Annotated in this window: 24 protein-coding genes; 13 read left to right on the forward strand and 11 right to left on the reverse strand. The window is 56.6% G+C overall.

The window, feature by feature from the left end:
- Window positions 1-145: 145 nt before the first annotated feature.
- On the forward strand, window positions 146-1,090 hold the full coding sequence (locus ACRDD5_RS17395) for an L-lactate dehydrogenase (RefSeq protein WP_438677487.1): 945 nt from the start codon (window positions 146-148) through the stop codon (window positions 1,088-1,090).
- A 4-nt stretch (window positions 1,091-1,094) separates the two neighbouring features.
- Here ACRDD5_RS17395 and ACRDD5_RS17400 read toward each other — a convergent pair whose 3' ends face one another.
- From ACRDD5_RS17400 to dtnK, 3 genes are read right to left on the reverse strand one after another with little or no spacing between them, the layout of a single operon-like run.
- Window positions 1,095-1,856 carry a DeoR/GlpR family DNA-binding transcription regulator gene (locus ACRDD5_RS17400; protein ID WP_271281136.1) on the reverse strand — a complete coding sequence of 254 codons (762 nt, stop codon included), beginning with the start codon at window positions 1,854-1,856 and terminating at the stop codon, window positions 1,095-1,097.
- 1 nt (window position 1,857) lies between these two features.
- On the reverse strand, window positions 1,858-2,844 hold the full coding sequence (locus ACRDD5_RS17405) for a D-threonate 4-phosphate dehydrogenase (RefSeq protein WP_438677488.1): 987 nt from the start codon (window positions 2,842-2,844) through the stop codon (window positions 1,858-1,860).
- Window positions 2,837-4,057: a D-threonate kinase gene (gene dtnK / locus ACRDD5_RS17410; RefSeq protein WP_438677489.1), complete on the reverse strand. Its 1,221-nt coding sequence runs from the start codon at window positions 4,055-4,057 to the stop codon at window positions 2,837-2,839. The genes ACRDD5_RS17405 and dtnK overlap by 8 nt, the downstream gene beginning before the upstream one ends.
- Before the next feature lie 172 nt (window positions 4,058-4,229).
- Between dtnK and ACRDD5_RS17415 the strand changes: the two genes are divergently transcribed.
- The 6 genes from ACRDD5_RS17415 (at window position 4,230) to ACRDD5_RS17440 (ending at window position 10,082) form a co-directional block, all read left to right on the forward strand.
- The gene (locus ACRDD5_RS17415) at window positions 4,230-5,375 is read left to right on the forward strand and encodes an iron-containing alcohol dehydrogenase (protein ID WP_438677490.1); all 1,146 of its coding nucleotides are present in this window, start codon (window positions 4,230-4,232) and stop codon (window positions 5,373-5,375) included.
- Window positions 5,376-5,392: 17 nt separating this feature from the next.
- Window positions 5,393-6,277: a dihydrodipicolinate synthase family protein gene (locus tag ACRDD5_RS17420; protein WP_438677491.1), complete on the forward strand. Its 885-nt coding sequence runs from the start codon at window positions 5,393-5,395 to the stop codon at window positions 6,275-6,277.
- A gap of 75 nt (window positions 6,278-6,352) precedes the next feature.
- Window positions 6,353-7,765: a sodium:solute symporter family protein gene (locus ACRDD5_RS17425; protein WP_271281141.1), complete on the forward strand. Its 1,413-nt coding sequence runs from the start codon at window positions 6,353-6,355 to the stop codon at window positions 7,763-7,765.
- Between the two features lies 1 nt (window position 7,766).
- Window positions 7,767-8,936, forward strand: coding sequence for a sialidase family protein (locus tag ACRDD5_RS17430; protein ID WP_438677492.1), 1,170 nt, complete (start codon window positions 7,767-7,769; stop codon window positions 8,934-8,936).
- A complete protein-coding gene (locus ACRDD5_RS17435; RefSeq protein WP_438677493.1) occupies window positions 8,933-9,403 on the forward strand; it encodes a YhcH/YjgK/YiaL family protein in 471 nt (156 codons plus the stop codon). The genes ACRDD5_RS17430 and ACRDD5_RS17435 overlap by 4 nt, the downstream gene beginning before the upstream one ends.
- A 1-nt stretch (window position 9,404) precedes the next feature.
- Complete coding sequence (locus tag ACRDD5_RS17440; RefSeq protein WP_438677494.1) at window positions 9,405-10,082, forward strand: SDR family NAD(P)-dependent oxidoreductase; 678 nt, start codon at window positions 9,405-9,407, stop codon at window positions 10,080-10,082.
- A 160-nt stretch (window positions 10,083-10,242) separates the two neighbouring features.
- Here the strand turns inward: ACRDD5_RS17440 and ACRDD5_RS17445 are convergent, their stop codons facing one another.
- Complete coding sequence (locus ACRDD5_RS17445) at window positions 10,243-11,037, reverse strand: PhzF family phenazine biosynthesis protein (RefSeq protein WP_438677495.1); 795 nt, start codon at window positions 11,035-11,037, stop codon at window positions 10,243-10,245.
- A gap of 14 nt (window positions 11,038-11,051) precedes the next feature.
- Window positions 11,052-11,840: a PhzF family phenazine biosynthesis protein gene (locus ACRDD5_RS17450; RefSeq protein WP_438677496.1), complete on the reverse strand. Its 789-nt coding sequence runs from the start codon at window positions 11,838-11,840 to the stop codon at window positions 11,052-11,054.
- 176 nt (window positions 11,841-12,016) lie between these two features.
- Here ACRDD5_RS17450 and ACRDD5_RS17455 point away from each other — a divergent pair, with 176 nt between their 5' ends.
- Window positions 12,017-13,213 (forward strand): sugar transporter, encoded by a 1,197-nt coding sequence (locus ACRDD5_RS17455; RefSeq protein WP_438677497.1) that lies wholly within the window; start codon window positions 12,017-12,019, stop codon window positions 13,211-13,213.
- 39 nt (window positions 13,214-13,252) lie between these two features.
- Here ACRDD5_RS17455 and ACRDD5_RS17460 read toward each other — a convergent pair whose 3' ends face one another.
- Complete coding sequence (locus ACRDD5_RS17460) at window positions 13,253-13,915, reverse strand: MarC family NAAT transporter (protein WP_438677498.1); 663 nt, start codon at window positions 13,913-13,915, stop codon at window positions 13,253-13,255.
- 258 nt (window positions 13,916-14,173) lie between these two features.
- On the opposite strand from ACRDD5_RS17460, the gene marR reads away from it, so the two are divergent.
- From marR to marB, 3 genes are read left to right on the forward strand one after another with little or no spacing between them, the layout of a single operon-like run.
- Window positions 14,174-14,608, forward strand: coding sequence for a multiple antibiotic resistance transcriptional regulator MarR (gene marR / locus ACRDD5_RS17465; RefSeq protein WP_271283588.1), 435 nt, complete (start codon window positions 14,174-14,176; stop codon window positions 14,606-14,608).
- An 18-nt stretch (window positions 14,609-14,626) separates the two neighbouring features.
- Window positions 14,627-15,010: an MDR efflux pump AcrAB transcriptional activator MarA gene (gene marA, locus ACRDD5_RS17470; RefSeq protein ID WP_072250842.1), complete on the forward strand. Its 384-nt coding sequence runs from the start codon at window positions 14,627-14,629 to the stop codon at window positions 15,008-15,010.
- 30 nt (window positions 15,011-15,040) lie between these two features.
- Complete coding sequence (marB, locus tag ACRDD5_RS17475) at window positions 15,041-15,256, forward strand: multiple antibiotic resistance protein MarB (protein WP_438677499.1); 216 nt, start codon at window positions 15,041-15,043, stop codon at window positions 15,254-15,256.
- 31 nt (window positions 15,257-15,287) lie between these two features.
- On the opposite strand, the gene eamA is transcribed toward marB, so the two are convergent.
- On the reverse strand, window positions 15,288-16,187 hold the full coding sequence (eamA, locus tag ACRDD5_RS17480; RefSeq protein ID WP_438677500.1) for an O-acetylserine/cysteine exporter: 900 nt from the start codon (window positions 16,185-16,187) through the stop codon (window positions 15,288-15,290).
- 190 nt (window positions 16,188-16,377) lie between these two features.
- On the opposite strand from eamA, the gene ydeE reads away from it, so the two are divergent.
- The gene (gene ydeE / locus ACRDD5_RS17485; protein ID WP_438677501.1) at window positions 16,378-17,571 is read left to right on the forward strand and encodes an efflux MFS transporter YdeE; all 1,194 of its coding nucleotides are present in this window, start codon (window positions 16,378-16,380) and stop codon (window positions 17,569-17,571) included.
- A 63-nt stretch (window positions 17,572-17,634) separates the two neighbouring features.
- Here the strand turns inward: ydeE and zinT are convergent, their stop codons facing one another.
- Complete coding sequence (zinT, locus tag ACRDD5_RS17490) at window positions 17,635-18,276, reverse strand: metal-binding protein ZinT (RefSeq protein ID WP_438677502.1); 642 nt, start codon at window positions 18,274-18,276, stop codon at window positions 17,635-17,637.
- 67 nt (window positions 18,277-18,343) lie between these two features.
- A complete protein-coding gene (locus tag ACRDD5_RS17495) occupies window positions 18,344-19,447 on the reverse strand; it encodes a cobalamin-independent methionine synthase II family protein (protein WP_438677503.1) in 1,104 nt (367 codons plus the stop codon).
- A 689-nt stretch (window positions 19,448-20,136) separates the two neighbouring features.
- Between ACRDD5_RS17495 and ACRDD5_RS17500 the strand changes: the two genes are divergently transcribed.
- On the forward strand, window positions 20,137-20,457 hold the full coding sequence (locus tag ACRDD5_RS17500) for a PTS sugar transporter subunit IIB (protein WP_438677504.1): 321 nt from the start codon (window positions 20,137-20,139) through the stop codon (window positions 20,455-20,457).
- A 174-nt stretch (window positions 20,458-20,631) separates the two neighbouring features.
- Here ACRDD5_RS17500 and ACRDD5_RS17505 read toward each other — a convergent pair whose 3' ends face one another.
- Together ACRDD5_RS17505 and ACRDD5_RS17510 are read right to left on the reverse strand one after the other, a co-directional pair.
- Complete coding sequence (locus ACRDD5_RS17505) at window positions 20,632-20,970, reverse strand: hypothetical protein (protein ID WP_438677505.1); 339 nt, start codon at window positions 20,968-20,970, stop codon at window positions 20,632-20,634.
- A gap of 118 nt (window positions 20,971-21,088) precedes the next feature.
- Window positions 21,089-21,499, reverse strand: a complete 411-nt coding sequence (locus ACRDD5_RS17510) for a DNA breaking-rejoining protein (protein WP_438677506.1) — start codon at window positions 21,497-21,499, stop codon at window positions 21,089-21,091.
- Between the last annotated feature and the right edge of the window lie 101 nt (window positions 21,500-21,600).

The raw sequence follows: 21,600 nt of genomic DNA on the forward strand, positions 1-21,600 counted from the left end.
AGCTCCTTCGTCGTTTTTCTCCACCATAGCGCCAGCCGATTCACCGACAGGCATATTTTTAACTTATAGCTGCCGCCAGCCATTGCGCCGCCTTCTCCTGCGGCGTAAGTTTGGCGCAGATACGGTTAAAACCTCAGGAAAAACAATGAACACCAAAGCCCGCAAAGTGATGATTATCGGTGCCGGAAACGTCGGCGCTTCAGCCGCCTATGCCCTGCTGAACCAGAATATCTGCGAGGAGCTGCTGCTGGTGGATATTAACCAGGCGCGCAGCGAAGGCCACGCCCGGGATCTGTCGGATGCCGCAGCCTATATGCCCGGTATGATGACCATCACCACCCGCGAAGCGAGCGACTGCGCGGATGTGGATATCGCAGTGATCACCGTCTCCGGCGGCGCGCTCAAACCCGGCCAGACCCGGCTGGATGAGCTGGCCTCCACGGCAAAAATCGTCAAAAACATTGTGCCGCAGATGATGGCAGGCGGGTTTAACGGCATTTTCCTGATCGCCACCAACCCCTGCGACATCATCACCTGGCAGGTGTGGCAGCTCTCCGGCCTGCCGCGCAGCCAGGTTATTGGTACTGGCGTCTGGCTCGATACCACCCGCCTGCGGCGTACCCTCGCGCAGGCGCTGGATATCGGTGCCCAGAGCATCGACGCCTTTATTCTTGGCGAGCACGGCGATACCCAGTTCCCGGTGTGGTCCCATTCGGCGGTGTACGGTTCACCCATTGCCGACGTGTATCAACGCCATACCGGAAAAACGCTGGATGTTGACGCCCTCGCCGAGAGCGTGCGCAAGCAGGGCTTCGAAATTTACGCCCGCAAAGGCTGCACGGAATACGGGATCGCCGGGACCATCGCCGAGATCTGCCGCAATATCTTCACCGGCAGCCACCGGGCGCTGGCGATCTCCTGCATTCTGGAGGGAGAGTACGGGGTTGATGGGATTGCGATCGGGGTGCCTGCGGTGCTGGCCCAGGGCGGGGTCCAGCAGATTATTGAGCTAAAACTGGCGGAGGATGAACAGCAAAAATTCCGCCAGTCGGCAGAGGTGATCAGAAATAATATCGCCCTGCTGCCCTGAGTCGTTACGGGGCCAGCGTCAGGCTGGCGTCGAGCTGGCTTAAGGTCTGCTGGACACTTTCGTCCAGACGGCGGTCGGTGACAATATCGGTCAGGGTGTTGAGATGGGCCACGTTAAACAGCGACCAGGCGCCGTATTTTGAGCTGTCGGCCAGCAGTACGCGGCGTCGGGCGTTGGCAATCAGATCGCGCTTCAAGGCTGCTTTTTCTTCCGTTGGCGATGTTATGCCGCGTTCCAGATCCCAGCCGTTACAGCTGACAAAGGCGATATCCGGCCAGACGTTCTGCAGCAGACGGCGACCATGGTCGCCAATGCAGGACTGGCTTGAGTCGTCGATGCGCCCGCCAATAATCGTCACTTCAATTTGCTTAAACTCGGACAAAAACAGGGCGATATGCAGATCGCTGGTGATCACGCGCAGCGGCAGATGGGTGAGCTGGCGCGCGAGTTCAATCATCGTCGTTCCCGCATCCAGCACCACCGAATCCCCGGCTTTGACAAAACGGGCTGCCGCGCAGGCGATGTCGTGTTTTTCCATCAGGCTGCGCTGCATCTTTTCACTGGTGGTGGGCTGGGAAGGGATAAACCGGTTCAGGGTCACACCGCCGTGGGTGCGGCTGATGACGCCTTCCTGATCGAGCTTAATCAGATCCCGGCGAATGGTCGCCGGGGAGGCATCGGTAGCCGCGACCAGCTGATCTACCGTCACCAGATTGTGCCCTTTCAGGTAGTCCATGATCTGTTCTAACCGGCTATATCCCTTCATATTATTCCCGTGTGATTTGCATCGCTAACTGGATAGAGACCGTCATGCTCTCAGACTTCGCTTTACCTGTCCACGCAATGTCGAATGCGGTGCCGTGGTCAGCAGAGGTGCGGATAAACGGCAGCCCGGCGGTGATGTTCACCCCGTCGTAAAAACCAAGTAATTTTAACGGGATATGCCCCTGATCGTGATACATCGCCACCACCATATCGTACATCCCTTCGTGGCACTGCATAAACACCGTATCCGGCGGGCACGGCCCTGTTACATTCAATCCCTCGGCTTTCATCGCCTGTACCGCCGGGCCAACAATCTTAATCTCTTCATCACCAAACAGACCGTTCTCCCCGGCGTGCGGGTTGACCCCGGCCACCGCGATACGCGGATTTTTGTACCCGACGCGTCGCAGGAAGGTATCCGCAATACCAATCACGGTTTTGACCCGATCCTGGTTCAGGGTGTCGAGGAATTTGCGCAGCGCAATATGGGTGGTGATGTGAATAACCTTCAGCTGATCGGTATACAGCACCATCGCGTAATCTTTGCTGTCAGTGAGGTGTGCGAGCAGCTCGGTGTGCCCCGGATAGTGATGCCCCGCCAGATGCAGCGCCTCTTTGTTCAGCGGCGCGGTGGCAATGGCTTTGACGTCACCTGCCATGGCCAGCTCGGTGGCGCGACGCACGCAACGATAGGCCAGATCCCCGGCCTGCGCCTGCACCACGCCCGGCTGTAACGCCTCGGGCTCGACCAGCGGTTCATCGAGTACGTTGACGATCGCCGGGCCAAATTGCGCCTCGCTGACGCAAGACACCACCCGCAGTTCGGCCGGAGCAGTGATGCCCTTCTCAAGCACCCGTTGCAGGGTTCTCGCGCAACCGACCACCACCACCGGTGCGCCGGACAGCTCACCCTCGGTCAGGGATTTGATAATGATCTCCGGGCCAATGCCTGCCGGGTCGCCCATCGTTACAGCAATGATATTAGTCACTCATCTTCTCCTCGATAAAATGCAAAACCTCAAGCAGCGTGGTCTCTGTACCAAAACCGCCCGCTTTGGTCATGACTGGCCCCTGCCAGCGACAACCCAAAAAACGACCGAACGGCACGCATTGCGCCACCTGTCCGCGTATTGCAAAACCTTGTGCGTTGAGCGCGCTGGCCACCGCCATCGCCACATCACCCCCAGAGACATACAGCGCTGCCGGGGTGTTGGCCTCCAGCGCGGTGCGCGTCAGCGTGCCCAAAAACGCGCTGATGGTCTCCCCCAGCGCGGCCCGGCTTAACCCGCGCTGCTGGCACAACATTTCTATCTGATGACGAGCCTGCACATCGGCGCAGGTGTGCACCAGGCAGTGATGGCCTGCCGCTAACGCCGCGCTGATCTGCTGCAGATACCCCGCCATGTTGTTGCGAAAGACATCATCGATATCTATTAATACCCTGCTGACGGTTGCCACCTCGCCTGCACGCTGGATCTGCTGTTGGGCGATTTCACTCATCGAGCCGATCACCGCCAGCAGCTGGCGCGGGCGGGCCAGACGGCGGGCCAGAGCATCGCAGAGCCCTGCTGAACCCACCAGCAGCGGTCGTTCGTTGCAGGCACAGGCCGCCACAATAATCTGGTCCAGATCGTCGTCACTCTGGGCATCCACAATCAGCAGTCGGGCGTCGCCCTGCAGCGCGTCCGCAAGCCTGTCGGGGGTGATGACCACGCTGTGCAGCGCGGTTTGATCTGCCAGCACCTTTGCTACCTGCGCGTGGCGCACCGGGGTCTTCGGGTCGCTGGCAAATTCGGTTTCCGTAACCGGCACGCCGGACACCCGGCAGATGCCGCCCTGAGTGGTGCGCCCGGCCGCCGGGAACGCCGGGGCGATAATCGCCTGACGCTTGCCGCTGAGCGTAAGCAGCGCCTCAACCTCGGCCCCCGGATTGCCGCGCAGGGTGGAGTCGATTTTCTTCACCAGCCATGTTGCGGCGGTAACATCCGCGGCGTAGTGCGCCAGTTTTTCAGCAGCCTCTGATGCCACCATCGCCCGACTGTCGCTATTAATAACCAGGGCATCGGTGTCGCCGGTAAAGGGAGTCTGAAACGCCACGCTGACTTTTTTACCGCGTACCGCCAGGCTGACGCCCGCATCGTTGGCCCCGGTAAAGTCATCGGCTATCACCACCACTTCTCTGTTCAGGTTGTTCTCTTTCATCCCCACTCCGGGTTCTCATTTCCTGTTAATGATTATATTCAATCATGATTGATTATATGTGAGCAAGATCAAGTTATTCAGTTTGCGAATAAATTATAAATTTAGCCACACGATGACTGTGATTGCCTGTTTTGAGCGAAATCAATCACAGACACAGCAACAGGAGAGCAATGTGTTAACCATTAACAGTACGATTATCAGCGGCGCGGGGGCTATCCCGGCCCTCGCACCACTGCTGGCAGGCAAGTCGCGCCTTTTACTGGTCACCGACGGCAATATCGCCCGCCTGGACGCCGCCCGCGCCATCCGCACCCTGCTGGAAGCCGACAACCGCCGCGTCAGCATCATTGACCGCGTACCGCCGGAGCCGACCAGCCACGACGTGCGTACCCTGCTGGCAGAGATGCACGACAGCGACTTTGATCTGGTGGTCGGCGTCGGCGGCGGCAGTGTACTGGATGTGGCGAAGCTGCTCTCCGTACTGTGCCACCCGGCCTCGCCGGGTTTAGACGCCCTGCTGGCGGGTGAAAAACCGACTGAACGGCTGGCGTCGCTGTTAATTCCGGCCAGCGCCGGGACCGGGTCCGAGGCCACGCCAAATGCAATCCTTGCCATTCCTGAGCAGAGCACCAAAATCGGCATTATCTCCCCGGTAATACTGCCGGATTACGTCGCGCTGCTGCCGGAGCTGACCACCAGCATGCCGCCGCACATCGCCTCTTCAACCGGGATCGATGCCCTCTGTCATCTGATCGAGTGCTACACCGCCACCGTGGCGAATCCGGTGAGCGATAACGCAGCGCTGATTGGCCTGCGCAAGCTGCTGAACAACATCGAAACCGCCTGCGCCGAACCGCACAACCTGGCGGCGAAGCTCGAAATGCTGTGGGCCTCTTACTACGGCGGCGTGGCCATTGCCCACGCGGGTACCCATCTGGTGCATGCCTTGTCGTATCCGTTGGGCGGCAAATATCACCTGCCGCACGGCGTGGCGAACGCCATTCTGCTGGCCCCCTGCATGCGCGTGGTGCGCCCGGATGCCGTCGAAAAATTTGCCCGGGTGTGGGATTTGGTGCCGGGTGCGGATACCTCCCTGTCGGAGGAAGAGAAATCCCACGCGCTGGTGGCGTACTTTGCCGCCCTGGTGCGCCGCCTCAACTTACCGGACAACCTTGAAGCGCTGGGCGTACCGCGGGATGACATTGCATCTCTTGCCGACGCGGCGCTGAACGTCAAACGCCTGATGAACAATGCCCCGCGTCAGGTCAGCCATGCCGAGGTACAGGGTATTTACCAGACCCTGTTCCCCGATATTTAACATCGAAGGAGTGAGACATGCGTAACAAGATTGAAGGCGTGCTGACGGCGATCGTCACCCCCTTTACTGAGGATGGCGGTCTGCATCTGCCGGGCCTGAAGCGCCAGATCCAACGCCAGCTGGCGGCGGGAAACGGTATTTTTTGCGGCGGCACCAACGGCGAGTTTTTTGTGCTGAACGAAGAGGAAAAAGTGGCCGTTACCCGCACCTGCGTGGAAGAGGTTGCCGGACGTGCGCCGGTGGTGGCGCATATCGGGGAGATCTCCACCCGGGCCACTATCCGTCTGGGTAAACAGGTTGAGACGCTGGGTGTCGATGCGGTATCGGTGATCACCCCGTGGTTTGTGCCGTTGAGCCAGTCGGAATTGATCACCCACTACACCGCCATCGCCGATGCCCTGACGGTGCCAGTCTTTCTGTACAACATCCCGGCGCGCACCGGCAATACTATCGAGCCGCAGACCGCTCGCGTGCTGGCCGCGCACCCGAACATTGTCGGCATCAAAGACAGCGCGGGCAGCTATGAGAGCCTGAGCGGGTTCCTGAAAGCGGCGCAGGGTATCGACGGTTTTGAGGTGCTGAACGGCCCGGACTCGCTGATCCATCGGGGCTTTGTCGAGGGCTGTTCAGCCTGTATTTCAGGGCTGGCCAACGTTGCCCCGGAGGCAATCAATGCCATCTGGACGCGCTTCCAGGCGGGGGATATCGAGGGTTCACGCCAGGCGCAGGAGAGCGTCACTGACCTGCGAACAAACTTATATAAAATTGCCTTCTCCCCGGCCGCCGTGAAAAAGGCGCTCCAGGTAATGGGCGAAGAGGTGGGTGAAAGCCGCTATGCGGTGGCTTTCGATGTGCAACAGACAGAACAGATCCGCCAGATAGTGACGAAGTCACTGCAGTAAACGGCGCTTGATTTCGTCCATAAGAGTTCGGGTGCCTCAGGCGCCCAGGATTCATACGCCCTGAGAGAGGCAAAGATGAACAACTTTACCGCTGAAGATACCCTCATCATCGTAGGCATTGTGATTGTCTACATCCTGTTTACCACCTGGCTGACCTTCCGGTTGCGCAGTAAAAACTCCGGCGACTTTATGGAGGGCTCCCGGGCGATGCCGGCGTTTATCGTCGGGATCCTGCTGATGTCCGAATACATCGGGGCCAAATCCACCATCGGCACCGCCCAGGCCGCTTTCGAAGATGGCTTTGCGGCATCGTGGTCGGTGATCGGCGCAGCCATTGGCTTCCCGCTGTTCGGCCTGCTGCTGGTGAAACGCATCTACAGCACCGGAAAAATCACCATCTCTGGGGCGATCGCCGAGAAGTACGGCACCAGCACCAAAAACATCATCTCGATCATCATGATTTACGCCCTGCTGCTGGTGAACGTCGGTAACTATGTGTCAGGCGCGGCGGCGATCTCTACCGTGCTGAAGGTTAACCTGCCGGTGGCGGCGTTTATCACCGCCATTGTCAGTACCTTCTACTTCGCCTTTGGCGGCATGAAAGGGGTGGCCTGGGTGACGCTGCTGCACAGCGCCCTGAAGTACTTCGGTATTCTGGTGATCATGGGCTTCGCCCTGTCGAAAACCGGCGGCTTTGCTCCGATGATTGAGCAGATGCCGTCGTACTACTGGACCTGGGATGGCAATATCGGTGCCACCACCATCGTTGCCTGGCTGATCGGCACAATTGGCTCCATCTTCTGTACCCAGTTTGTGATTCAGGCTATCTCCTCGACCAAGGACGTGAAGTCAGCCAAACGTTCGACCTGGGTGGCGTTCTTCTTCTGTCTGCCGATTGCGCTGGCGATTGCGGTGATTGGCGTGGCAGCGAAGTATCTGCACCCGGAGATCGACAGCCTGTATGCGATGCCGATCTTCCTGCAGGACATGAACCCGTGGCTGGCCGGTTTAGTGACAACGTCACTTGTAGCCTCCATTTTTGTGAGCGTCAGTACCGTGGCGCTGGCCATCGCCTCGCTGGTGGTGAAAGATTTCTACGTCCCGTACCGCAACCCGACCCCGGAGCAGGAGTTTAAAGCCACCCGCTGGATCTCACTGCTGATTGGCTTCCTGCCGCTGATTTTCGTACTGCTGGTGCCAGAGGTACTGAAACTGTCGTTCTTCACCCGCGCCATTCGTCTGTCGATTACGGTGGTGGCGGTGATTGCCTTCTACGCCCCGTTCTTCAAGAGCACCCGCGGTGCGAATGCCGGTCTGATTGGCGCCTGCGTCGTGACCTCGGTCTGGTATCTGCTGGGCGATCCGTTTGGCATTAACAATATGTATATCGCGCTGATCACCCCTGCGGTGATTATGGTCCTCGACCGTCTGATCCCGAATAAAGCGGATCGCACAGCGCCTGCCCCTGTTCAACATAATGGAGTCTAATATGTCTGTAACCGTAGCCCGTGACGGGATTGTTCGCCCGCAGCCGCAGGATGCCCGCGTGGAAACGGCGATGCTGCCCTCCTCCTGTCCGCAGAATCACGCTGCGAACCTGCTCCCGCTGCCGGATGGCGCCCTGATGTGCGTCTGGTTTGGCGGCACTCAGGAAGGGATTGCCGATATCTCTGTATGGGGCTCACGCCTGGCCCCTGGCAGCCACCAGTGGAGTGAAGCGGTTAAGCTGTCGGACGACGCCAGCCGCTCTGAGCAGAACCCGGTGCTGTTCCTCGCCCCGGATAACGTGCTGTGGCTGCTGTGGACCGCCCAGCTCTCCGGCAACCAGGATACTGCTATCGTGCGCTACCGTAAGTCTGCGGATCTGGGGAAAACCTGGGGCGAGATCGCCACCCTGCTGGATAAACCCGGTACCTTTATTCGCCAGCCGATCGTGGTGCTGGATAACGGTAACTGGCTGCTGCCGGTGTTCTATTGCCGCACCCAGCCGGGTGAAAAATGGGTGGGCAATGACGACATCAGCGCAGTCAAAATCTCTGAAGATCAGGGTAAAAGCTGGCGCGACGTCGAGGTGCCGGAGAGCCTGGGCTGCGTGCACATGAACATCACTGCGCTGAATAACGGCCAGCTGGTGGCGCTGTATCGCAGCCGCTGGGCGGACAATATCTATATCAGCCAGTCGCTGGACAACGGCGAAAGCTGGTCAGTACCGGAGCCGACGATACTGCCCAACAACAACTCGTCGATTCAGGTGACCACGCTCGTCAGCGGTGAACTGGCGCTGGTGTTTAACCACATGAGTGCAGCGGGAGCACTGGAGCGCCGCGCCTCGCTGTATGACGAGATCGACGACGGGGATGGTCGCAAAGAGCCCGAGCCAGGCAACGGGCGAGCTGCATTCTGGGGCGCGCCCCGCGCGCCGATGACGGTGGCGATCTCCGCCGATGGCGGCAAAAGCTGGCAATGGCAGCGCAATCTTGACGAGGGCGACGGCTACTGCATGACCAACAATTCGCTGGAAAAACTCAACCGCGAGTTCTCCTACCCGAGCATCAAACAGGGTCCCGACGGGTCGCTGCATATCGCCTATACGTACTTCCGTCAGGCAATCAAGTACGTGCGCGTGTCGCCAGAGTGGGTGAAGGAGGCGCAACGGTGATTATCGGTCATCTTAACGCCCTGTCGCTGGCAGGGTTACCCCCGGCGCTACGTCAGATCCTCGATCGCGCCGACTGTTCTCTGGCGGCGCTGACCGCACGGGATGACGGACGCTGGCAGCCGCAAGGCTGCCCGTGGTTCTGCCATATCGGCCCGGCGCAAACTCAGCCACTGGCGCAGCGCCATACGGAATATCATCACCAGTGGGCTGATATTCAGGTGGTGCTGTCGGGTGTGGAGACGATCCGTGCGGGGATGCAGTCGCTGGCACAGGTGAGCGATGAGGAGCGGAAACCCGATCTCTACATTGCGCCTGATGCGGTGCATCCGGTGAGCATCAGCCTGGGCTACGGGGATTTTGCCGTGTTCCTTCCTGGCGAGCCGCATCAGGCGCTGTGCGCGGTTAATGAACCGATGACGGTGCGCAAGGCAGTGTTTAAGGTACCGCGCACCCTGCTGGAGGAGTGATATGCGCCATGCAATTGTGACCGGTGCCAGCTCGGGGATCGGCGAAGCTATCGTCAACCGCCTGCTCGCCGAAGGCTGGCAGGTAACGGGCTTAAGCCGCCGCGGCGTGGACTGCGCCCACCCGAACTTTAGCAGCCTGCGCGTAGATTTGAGTGACAGTGTCACGTTGACTGCAGCGCTCGCCAACCTCCCGGTGCCGCAGGCGATTGTGCACGCCGCCGGAATGATGGCCGCCGCCCCGCTCGGCGAGCTGGATCCGACCGTCAGCGCCCGCCTGTGGGGGCTACACATTCATGCCGCCGAGCTGCTGTTTAACCTTTTTGCGCCACGGATGAGCGCCGGTGGCCGGCTGGTTGCCATCGGGAGCCGTACCTCACGCGGGGCTGCAGGGCGTTCGCAGTATGTGGCGACCAAAGCGGCGCTGGTGGGGATGGTGCGCAGTTGGGCCGCCGAACTGGCTCCGCGCGGGATCACCGCCAACGTGGTGGCGCCGGGCGCAACGCAAACCCCGATGCTGAGTGCCCCTGGTCGGGAAACCTCGCCGCCGAAAGTGCCGCCGATGGGGAGGCTAATCGCCCCTGAGGAGGTGGCAGCGATGGTCAACTACCTGCTGGGTGCAGAGGCCGCGCCGATCACCGGGCAGGAGCTTGTGCTGTGCGGCGGGGCGTCGTTGGGGTGAGCCGTGCGGTGTTGTGTGTTGCCCCAACCCCAACCCTCTCCCACAGGGTTGAGGGATCCCCACAAAAAAATTGGCACGGTCGGCCCCCTCTCCATCAGGGAGAGGGTTGGGGTGAGGGGGCAAACATTAAAAACAACAACCTTGGGTTGTTGTTTTGCTTTTACCTGCGCAGGAACACGGTGCCTTTCAGATACAGCGCAGCCTGGCCACCTATCAGTACCCGATCGCCCTTCAGCTCACAGCGCAGATCTCCGCCGCGGGCGGAGATCTGCCGCGCCTGCAGCCGGGTTTTACCCAGCTTTTCGCTCCAGTACGGGATCAGCATGCTGTGGGCGGAGCCGGTAACCGGATCTTCCGCTACTCCTTCACCCGGACAGAAAAAGCGGCTGACGAAATCATCGTTATCTCCCGGGGCGGTCACGCAAACCATCTTACCCAGCGGCATCATCCCGTCGATGTCCGGCGTCAGGGCCTCAACCTGCTGCTGGTTTTCCAGCACCACCATGTAATCGCGCCCTGCCCGCACCTCTTTCGCCTCGCTGATGCCCAGGGTGCTGAACAATAGCTCAGGCGGGTTATCGACCGCCTCGCAGCCCCAGGCCGGGAAGTTAAGCGTCAGCCAGTCGCCTTTGCGGGTGACCGTCAGGTCGCCGACAAAACGGGTGGAGAAGACAATCTCGGTCTGCGGATAGTCGAGATACTCAAAAATCACGTGCGCACTGGCAAGCGTAGCGTGACCGCAAAGGTTGATTTCGTGCTGGGTAGTAAACCAGCGCAGCTCGAAGCCCGCGTCGGTCCGCACGAAAAAAGCGGTTTCGGACTGGTTATGCTGCTGTGCCATTTTTAACAGGGTATCGTCCGGCAGCCAGTCTTCCAGGGGACAAACGGCTGCCGGGTTACCACCAAACGCGCGATCGCTGAACGCATCGACAAGATAAAATGCAATTTCTTTCATTGTGTTAACCTTTTTTAGCGCAAAAACAGATGACCTTTCATATACAGCGAGGCTTTGCCACTCATCAATACCCGGTCGCCCTTAAGTTCACAACGAATATCGCCACCCCGGCGCGAAACCTGCCGGGCGAAAAGCGACGTTTTTCCCAGCTTTTCACTCCAGTAAGGAATGAGCATGGTATGCGCAGAGCCGGTGACCGGATCTTCCCACAGCGCCACGCCGGGTGAGAAAAAGCGGCTGACAAAATCGTACTCGCCGTCTGCGCGCGCGGTGATCGACACCTTATGTTCCCCCGGTGTCATGGCGTTGATATTTGGCGTCACCGCCTCGACCTGCTGGCGATTTTCCAGCACCAGCATCCAGGCGCGCCCTTTCCGGGCCTCCACATAGTGCTCGATCCCCAGCGCGCTCAGCATCTCTGCGGGCGGGGTCTGCGCCTCGGTGGGGCAGGCAGGAAAATCAAGCGTTAACCACTCCCCGTCGCGGGTGACCATCAGTCTGCCGGATGCCGTATCAAAATGGATCCGGGCATCGGGGTAATCCAGTTCGTTAAACAGCACCCAGGCGGTAGCCAGAGTCGCGTGGCCGCAGAGGTTAACTTCACCGTGGGTGGTAAACCAGCGCAGCTCAATGCCCCCTTTGTGGCAAACAAAAAAGGCGGTCTCCGACTGGTTGTGCTGCTGCGTCATCTTTAACAGCGTCTCGTCCGGCAACCATTCCGTCAGCGGGCACACCGCCGCCGGGTTGCCGCCAAATGCGCCGTCGCTGAATGCGTCCACCAGATAAAACTCACTTTCCTGCATCGCCTTACCCACTGTTAACCTAATGTTGCATTCTATATTCATGGAAAATAACGCCTTTCACCAGCCTTTACTTCAGCATTGAATTGAGATCTGCATCACAAAATGATTGTATTTTCAGCAGGGATGGTTTTAAGATCGCCCTCACCTCATTTATGTAACGATTCCCGGACATTTTTATGACAACCAATACCGTTTCCCGCCGGGTCGCGTGGCTACGGGTGGTGACGCTCGCGATTGCGGCGTTTATCTTCAATACCACTGAATTTGTTCCCGTTGGCCTGCTCTCCGACATTGCGGCCAGCTTCCAGATGGAAACCGCGCAGGTGGGGATCATGCTGACCATCTACGCCTGGGTGGTGGCCTTGCTGTCGCTGCCGTTTATGCTGCTTACCAGCCAGGTTGAGCGCCGCAAGCTGCTGATCGGGCTGTTTGTGCTGTTTATTGCCAGCCACGTGCTGTCATTTCTGGCGTGGAACTTCACGGTACTGGTGATAAGCCGGATCGGGATTGCCTTTGCGCACGCCATCTTCTGGTCGATTACCGCCTCACTGGCGATCCGCCTGGCCCCGGCCGGGAAACGCGCCCAGGCGCTGAGCCTGCTGGCCACCGGGACCGCGCTGGCGATGGTGCTCGGGCTGCCGCTGGGTCGTATTGTCGGCCAGTATTTCGGCTGGCGGACCACCTTTTTCATCATCGGCCTTGGAGCGCTGATCACCCTGCTGTGCCTGATCAAACTCCTGCCAAAATTACCGAGTGAACACTCCGGATCGCTAAAAAGCCTGCCGGTACTGTTCCGCCGTCCGGCGCTGATTAGCCTGTATCTGCTGACGGTCGTCGTGGTCACGGCGCACTACACCGCCTACAGCTACATCGAGCCGTTTGTGCAGACTATCGCCGGTTTTAGCGCCTCATTCGCTACCGTTCTGCTGTTGCTACTGGGCGGCGCGGGTATTATCGGCAGCGTGCTGTTTGGTAAACTGGGCAACCGCCACGCCTCATTGCTGGTGAGCAGCGCCATCGGTCTGCTGCTGGCGTGCCTGCTGTTGCTGCTGCCTGCGTCGGGCAGCGAGACCAACCTGGCCATCCTGAGCATCGTCTGGGGTGTGGCGATCATGATTATCGGCCTCGGCATGCAGGTGAAAGTGCTGGCGCTGGCGCCTGATGCAACCGATGTAGCCATGTCGCTGTTTTCCGGGATATTTAATCTGGGGATTGGCGCAGGTGCGCTGCTGGGGAATCAGATAAGCCTGCATCTGTCGATGGCGTCGATTGGTTATCTGGGGGCGATCCCGGCGCTGGCGGCCTTGATCTGGTCGGTGCTTATCTTCCGCAAATGGCCTGTCACGCTGGAAGAACAGCCGCAAAACGGTTAGCGCTGTGGCCGGGTGGTCGTGCGCCACCCGGCACCGCGATTACGGGTAGGTCTGGATAATTTCCAGCACGCCGTTAATGATAAACTGCACGCCCATACAGACCAGCAGGAAGCCCATCAGACGGGAGATAGCTTCGATACCGTCTTTACCCACCCAGCGCATAATCGCGCCAGAACTGCGCAGACATCCCCACAGGATCAGGCCGATAAGGGCGAAAATGAGCGGCGGAGCCACCATCACGACCCAGTCCGGGAAAGTAGAACCGGTGCGCACCGTGGAGGCGGAGCTGATGATCATCGCTATCGTCCCCGGCCCTGCCGTGCTCGGCATCGCCAGCGGCACAAACGCGATATTCGGCGACTGTTTGTCCTGCTGATCCTCAAGTGCGTTTTTATCCGCAGGTTCATGCGCCTTAGGCGCCGGGAACAGCATCCTGAAACCGATAAAGGCCACGATCAGCCCCCCGGCGATACGCAGACCGGGAATGGAGATCCCGAAGGTATTCATCACCAGCTGTCCGGCGTAATAGGCCACCATCATGATCGCAAAAACGTAAACAGAAGCCATTAAAGACTGCTGGTTACGCTCCTCCCGGTTCATATCACCGGCAAGGCCCAGAAAGAGTGCCACCGTCGTTAACGGGTTAGCCAGCGGCAGTAACACCACCAGTCCAAGGCCAATTGCTTTAAATAAATCCACCATGTTACGTCATCGTCCTTTATCAACATTTAACCCGGCAAGTATACGGTGAAAATGGCCGGCCCGACCACGCGTACATCGTAAGTAATATTTGCGCACCGAAATCAATTATTCCTGGTTATGAATGAATAGTTAAAGACGGCAAAAAATGTGTCTGAATCGTTTTAGCAAAACGTGTCATAAGCTTATGCATTCAGTTGACTTATAGTTGCCTGAGCAATAATATCTGCCGCAACTAAACTACTTGCCAGGGCAACCATTGTGACAAGCGCCAGTGACCTCTTCAACGATATTATTCCGCTGGGGCGCCTGATCTATATGGTTAACCAGAAAAAAGATCGCCTGCTCAATGACTATCTGTCACCGCTGGATATCACCGCAACCCAGTTCAAAGTGCTGTGTTCCGTGCGCTGCGAAGGGTGCATCACGCCGGGTGAGCTAAAGAAAATCTTATCTGTCGACCTGGGTGCGCTGACGCGCATGATGGATCGTCTGGTCTGTAAGGGATGGATTGAACGACGCCCTAATCCGAATGACAAGCGCGGCGTGCTGGTGCAGTTAACCCGCGACGGCGCAGCCGTATGTGAACAATGTCATCAATTAGTCGGGCAAAAGCTGCACCAGGAACTAACAAAAAACTTAGCGGCGGATGAAGTGGCAACGCTTGAGCATTTGCTTAAGAAAATCCTGCCGTAAACAGAAAGAGGTATGACGATGTCCAGACGCAATACTGACGCCATCACTATTCATAGCATTTTGGGCTGGATCGAAGATAACCTGGAATCGCCGCTGTCACTTGAGAAAGTGTCCGAGCGTTCAGGTTACTCAAAATGGCACCTGCAACGGATGTTTAAAAAAGAGACCGGTCATTCATTAGGTCAGTACATCCGCAGCCGTAAATTGACTGAAATCGCACAGAAGTTGAAGGAAAGCAACGAGCCGATCCTGTATCTGGCTGAGCGTTACGGGTTTGAATCGCAACAGACCCTGACCCGCACGTTCAAGAACTATTTCGACGTTCCACCGCATAAATATCGCATCACCAATATGCGCGGTGAATCTCGTTATCTACTCCCTATCAACCACTGTAACTGCTAAACGCCTGTATTAAGACGTATCGAGGAAATTATGAAACTGTTCGCCTCCGCCGCCCTCACCGCTCTGGTGCTGTTCTCCGGCCCGAGTTTTGCGGAGCAAACCCTGAACGCGACGCAGCAGACCAGCCACGACGCGACGTTCCTGCCAACGGCCAACGGCCAGTCGCCTCATGATTTTAATCATATGGGCGCAGGCAGCGACAAATCCGACGAATTAGGCGTGCCCTATTACAACCAGGGCGCTTAGTTTGTATTGCCCCGCCTGTGCGGGGCTTTTTTTAGCTTCTCGCCCGTGTCGACCGACGCAGTCGCAAACCAAAGACATTAATGTACAGCCCGGCCATCACCAGCAGCGCACCAAACAACTGTAGCGCGCCCAGCGTTTCACCAAGCAGCAGCGCCGCACTGGCGATACCCACCACCGGCACCAGCAGCGACAGCGGCGCCACCCGCCAGGTTTCGTAGCGCCCCAGCAGCGAGCCCCAGATGCCGTAGCCAACAATGGTCGCGACAAACGCCAGGTAGACAAGTGAAAGAATGGTGGTCAGATCGATGGCGACCAGGCTTTGCCACATCACCGATGGGCCATCCAGCAGCCACGAGGCGGCCATAAACGGCACAATCGGGATCAGCGCGCTCCACACCACCAGCGACATCACCGGCGGACGCGATTCCAACTGCATGATTTTTTTGTTGAAAATGTTGCCGCACGCCCAGCTGAACGCCGCCGCCAGGGTCAGCATAAAGCCCAGCAGCGCAACGTGCTGCCCGTTGAGGCTGGCCTGCACCAGCACCAGCACGCCAAATACCGCAAGCGTAATCCCCACCAATTGTTTACCCTGCAGGCGTTCGCCAAACACCACCGCGCCCAGGATGATGGTGAAAAAGGCCTGCGCCTGCAGCACCAGCGAAGCCAGACCGGCAGGCATGCCAAAGTTAATGGCGCTAAACAAAAAGGCAAACTGGCCAAAGCTGATGGTCAGGCCGTAGCCCAGCAGCAGACGAAACGGAATTTTCGGACGGGCAACAAAAAACAGCGCCGGGAAGGCCACCAGCAGAAAGCGTAAACCTGCCAGCATCAGCGGGGGCATATTGTGCAGTCCGATTTTAATCACCACAAAATTCAGCCCCCATACCACCACTACCAGCAACGCCAGTAGCCCGTCTTTGCGCGTCATACCCTGCCCCTGTTTATTCAGTTTTTGTAAAGACTGTTCAAGGTAACGAAAAAAAACGCTCAGGAACAGATCATTAATTCTGGCAGCCAGTGGAAGCACTTACGGATAAATTAGGTGCTATACAAGCCGCTTATGGCGTGATAATCCTGATAAGACATAACAAAAAATTCTCGTAATGTCGGGCAGGAAAATGAACTTATCAATCAGGCGATCAACCTCCGCGCTGTTGGCGTCGTCGTTATTACTCACCATCGGGCGCGGCGCCACGCTGCCATTTATGACCATCTACCTGACGCGCGTCTACAACATGAGCGTGGCGAATATTGGTTATGCCCTGACAATTGCCCTGACTATCGGGGTCATTTTCAGCCTGGGCTTTGGCATTCTGGCCGATAAGTTCGATAAAAATCGCTATATGCTGATCGCCATTACGGCGGTTGCGCTGGGCTTTCTGGCGATCCCGCTGGTGGATAATGTTGTGCTGGTGGTGCTTGCCTTCTCCCTAATCAACTGCGCCTACTCGGTTTTCTCGACGGTACTTAAAGCCTGGTTTGCCGATGTGCTGAATCCGGCGGAAAAAGCGCGGATTTTCTCACTTAACTACAGCTTTTTGAACATTGGCTGGACCATCGGGCCGCCATTAAGCACCCTGCTGATGATGTACAGTTTGCAGCTCCCTTTCTGGATGGCAGCCTTCTGCGCCGCGTTGCCACTGGTGTTAATTCAACGCTATGTGCAGAAAGGTATCGCAGCCGAGAGTGAGCAGGTCGCCGTGGCGTGGCAGCCGTCGGTGCTGCTGCGTGACCGGGCCTTGTTTTGGTATACGCTTTCCGGGCTGCTGGCCTCCTACGTGGGCGGGTCGTTTGCCAGCTGTATTTCTCAGTACGTGCTGGCAGCGGATTACGATAGCGATTTTGCCCAGAACGTGGTGGCGGTGGTGCTGCCGGTGAATGCGGCGATGGTGGTCACGCTGCAATACATTATTGGTCGAAAACTGTCGGCGCGAAATATTCGCCCGCTGATGACGCTGGGTACGGTGTTTTTCGTGCTCGGCCTGGCGGGATTCATGTTCTCCGGGGAGAATCTTCTGTATTGGGGACTGGCAGCGGCGGTGTTTACCGTGGGTGAGATAATTTATGCCCCGGGTGAATATATGCTGATCGACAACATCGCCCCGCCGGGGATGAAAGCGAGCTACTTCTCCGCCCAGGCGCTGGGCTGGCTGGGTGCGGCATTTAACCCGATGATCACCGGGCTTATCCTGACCCATCTTCCCCACTGGTCGCTGTTTGTGATTATGATGGTGGCTATCGTGGTGGCGTGGCTGATGATCCTGCGCGGAATGAGCGTAAAAGCGTGGGGTGAGGCGCCAAAATTAGCCTGACGCCGTGCGGCATTGCAAGACGGCCTGATGCCCTCTCCCCGGGAGGGGGCATCAGGCTCTCTATCAATGATGCAACATCTCGTCAACGACCTGCGCTTTATACATTTCGTTAGGGTAATAGGTCGGCCAGTTATCCATCTCTTTTAACAACGCCTCGTGGGAGGTGTTGCCCATAAAGATATGGAAATGGGCCGAGGCGCGCGGGCCGATGGTGTGGTCGCTGAACTGGACGAATTTCGGCGCTTTGCTGCTGGCGTCTTTACATTCGAACAGGTAGCGGACGCCCTTCTTGCCGGAGGTATAGGTCAGGATTTTGTAGCCGCTGTAGGCATACTGGCAGCTGTTCACGGTTTTACCGACATGGAATTCCATGACGTTATTCTCGATGCCGATGGTCTCGACATCCGTGGCATAGCCCGTGCGGTAATAGGCTTTTACCTCGTCAAAAGATTGACTCTTATCTTTCTCAGCCTTCTTTTTAAATACCGGATCCAGATCGCCGCTCAGTAAAAACGGATACACCGACTGCCAGACGCCATCCCAGTCGGACAACTTACGATCCTTGACGTCTTTATCTTCGAACACGCCGTTCGCCGCTTTTTGTTCCGCCTCGGTCATCTGATGGCCGTGGGAATGGGCGAACGCCTGGGCGCTGACCAGCAGCGCCCCCAGAGTCATTGCAAATTTACCAATATGTCCAGCCAAAATAAGATCCTCACTCCGTTTTAGAGAGCGAGGATGTTATATTATAACATATCGCAAAACAAGCCTGTTACCACACTTCGCTGGCGATTTGCGTTACCAGACGAACTTTGTCCCACTGCTGGGCTTCCGTCAGGCTGTTGCCCTCTTCGGTAGAGGCAAAACCGCACTGCGGGCTCAGGCAGATCTGCGCTTTAGCCACGTACTTCGCCGCCTCTTCCAGACGGGCTTTTACCCCTTCCGGGTTCTCCAGCTCACCGCTTTTGGTGGTGATCAGCCCCAGCACCACCTGCTGCTTGCCCGGACGCACAAAGCGTAACGGCGCGAAATCCCCGCTGCGATCGTTGTCGTATTCCAGGAAGAACGCATCGACGTTAACGGTGCCAAACAGGATCTCAGCGACCGGCTCGTAACCCCCTTCGGAAATCCACGTCGAACGGAAGTTACCGCGACAGACGTGCAGCCCGACCGTCAGATCGTCCGGCTTGCCTTCCAGCGCCTTATTCAGCACCTGGGCATAGGTGCGCGCCAGCTGGTCCGGGTCATCGCCACGCTCGCGGATCTGGCGGCGCTGATCGTCTGAGCACAGGTACGCCCAGACGGTGTCGTCCAGCTGCAGATTGCGGCAACCCGCCGCATAGAACGCGTGGATCGCATCGCGCCAGGTTTGCGCCAGGTCATCGAAGTAGGTATCCAGCTCAGGATAGACCGTCGCATCGATATCTTTGCGCCCACCGCGAAAATGCAGCACGCTCGGGCTCGGAATGGTCATCTTCGCCTGGGCACTGCCGCTGATGCTTTGCAGGTAGCGGAAGTCATCCAGCATCGGATGGCTGCCGAACCCGAGCTTGCTGGTCACCCGCACACCGTGAGCTTTGGTCTGGACCCCGTTAAACTGGATACCCTGACTGGCGTCGTAGCGCTCCACACCCTGAAGCCCGTCGAAGAAATCAAAGTGCCACCAGGCGCGACGGAACTCCCCGTCGGTCACCACCTGCAGACCGCAGGCGCACTGTTGTTCAACCACATGGCGAATCGCCTCGTCTTCTACTGCACGCAGCTGGCGCGCGTCGATCTCGCCGCTGGCAAACTTCACTCGTGCCTGCTTGATGGCGTCGGGACGTAAGAAACTGCCTACCACATCGGCGCGGTTCGGGGCGTGTTGTCGCTGCATGCTTATCTCCTTTAACTGCCGGAAGATAATTGCCGACAGTGATAATTCATTATGTGAATTTTTAGACATCTGGATGGCTAAATGTCTAAAAAAGATGTCACAGCGCTACGCCGACGGCAAACGAGAAAAATTCATCTGTGTTGAAAAAAATTCATGATGCTGCGGAGGGGCAAAAAAAAACCGCCAGAAACTGGCGGTAAATGCTTGCATGGATAGATTTGTATTTTGATATCTACGAACCGGGCATTCCATACCTGGTTGCGGATCATTACCAAGCTAGCACGCTCAGGATAAATGAAAGCTAAACGAGTCGCTCCTGTCTACATGTGGGGCAGGTATGAGGTTTAAGGTGAATTCCGAATGTAGAACAGCCGCGCAATGAGTAACCTGTTCATACGCTATTCTTTTGTAAAGGACACCATAAGGAGAGCGAATGATTATTACACTGCTGATCCTTGGCATTCTTGCCGTGATCGTCATGGGTTTTACGCTGCTTTCTGCTATGCAGGATTTGAAAGATGATTACTAGTGGTCACCGACTCAAGCTGGTCGATACACCTGTGCCCTGAAGTTGCTTAATATCAACTTATCTGTCGTTTGACCAATTCACCGTATGAATATTGAGCAAGCTCTCATTTCCTTGTCATTCGCAGGCATAGTGTAGGCGCAGTTTCCACGAGGATACCTCCATGAAAAAACTGCTTATATGTTGCCTGTTCGGTAATACCGCTAATTCGCTGGCGAAAAAGATGCAAACCGTCGCGAATGAACACGGCTATAAGATGATCATCAGCGCCGTAGGGGTAGATAATTTTGCAAGCGTGGCACCCGCCTTTGACTGCTTCCTTGTCACCCCCCATATCCAGTACAAGCTTGATGAACTCAAAAAGGAAATTGGCCCGGACCACCCTGTCGCGGTGATTGAAAGCTACCCTTTTGCTTCACTGGATGGTGAAAAGGTTCTGGCGTTTGCAATAGAACATATGCCGCAATTAACCGAACAAGAGTAAGGCCTGACGTTGCGCCCGGCATATTTCACGCAATTCCCTGGTTCGTTTCGCATGGTTCCTGGAGAAAAAACCGGGCATCTCGCCCGGTTCTTTGCATTCCCTTTCTGAAACGGCACAGCATGATTTTCATCCGCCTTGTAATAAAAACCGCACAAAAGCGACTGGAATTTAAATTTACCCAAACACAGCAAATCCCTGTCCTGTACGAGACATCACAGCATAAATAATCATTACTCCGAAGAACAGGGTAATTGTAAAGAGAATATTTAAAACAATGCAGTGTCTGGCGTAAAAGGATTCATGGCCAGGTTTTATGCTTTGTCCAAGCTTTGTGGCACTTCTTCCTAACACCAGCATAAACAGCCCTGCGGCGACAAAAATAAAACTCACGATCGCACTGACTATGGGGGCGGATGATTTAATACCTATAACAAGATCATTCCCCGCAATAATAAACCCGATAATGACAAATAAAAGCGTCGATAAAGTACTAAGCAACTCAAGAACACGCATAATTACACCGCTTTGGGTATCACTGGATGTGGATTTTATCAGTTTGACTTGCTAAAGCTCACCCGCAGGTGAGCTCTGGAATGACTGGTCCGGGGGCGGTTAAGAGGATGACGTTCAATCAATTAGTGATTTTGACTTTCAACGTAAAGTGACTGGTCTTCCCTTCACTTTTCGCAGCCCCCATCTGGTACGGGCGAATAATGTACCGGCCACTTTCGGGTAATTTAGCCTCGAAAGGCTCCCCGCTTGTATCTGCGAAGATATTCTTACCTGAAGGTGTGATAACGTTAAAATATGGATGAGGGAATTTACTTACCATCTCCACATGCATTAACTGGCCTTCCCTGGCGACCAGGGTGTAATCATCGCCATCTCTACCCGTAACCGAGCCATTAACTATCGCGCTACTGGTCCCCTTTTTAAACTGAATAGCATGGCTGGTTTGGGTGTCTGCAGCCATTAAAGGAAATGAAGCAGACACGCTACCAATAAGCAACAATCCACCAACAACCAACTTTATATTTTTCATAACATTAACTCATGAGTTGATAACGTGTTTTGTTGTATCACAAACAGCCTTAAGTGGAATTTTCTTTTATTCCTAAAAATAGTTAGCGGGCAAATAGAACC

This window comes from Silvania sp., from assembly GCF_051656365.1.
Taxonomy (GTDB): domain Bacteria; phylum Pseudomonadota; class Gammaproteobacteria; order Enterobacterales; family Enterobacteriaceae; genus Enterobacter; species Enterobacter hatchlandensis.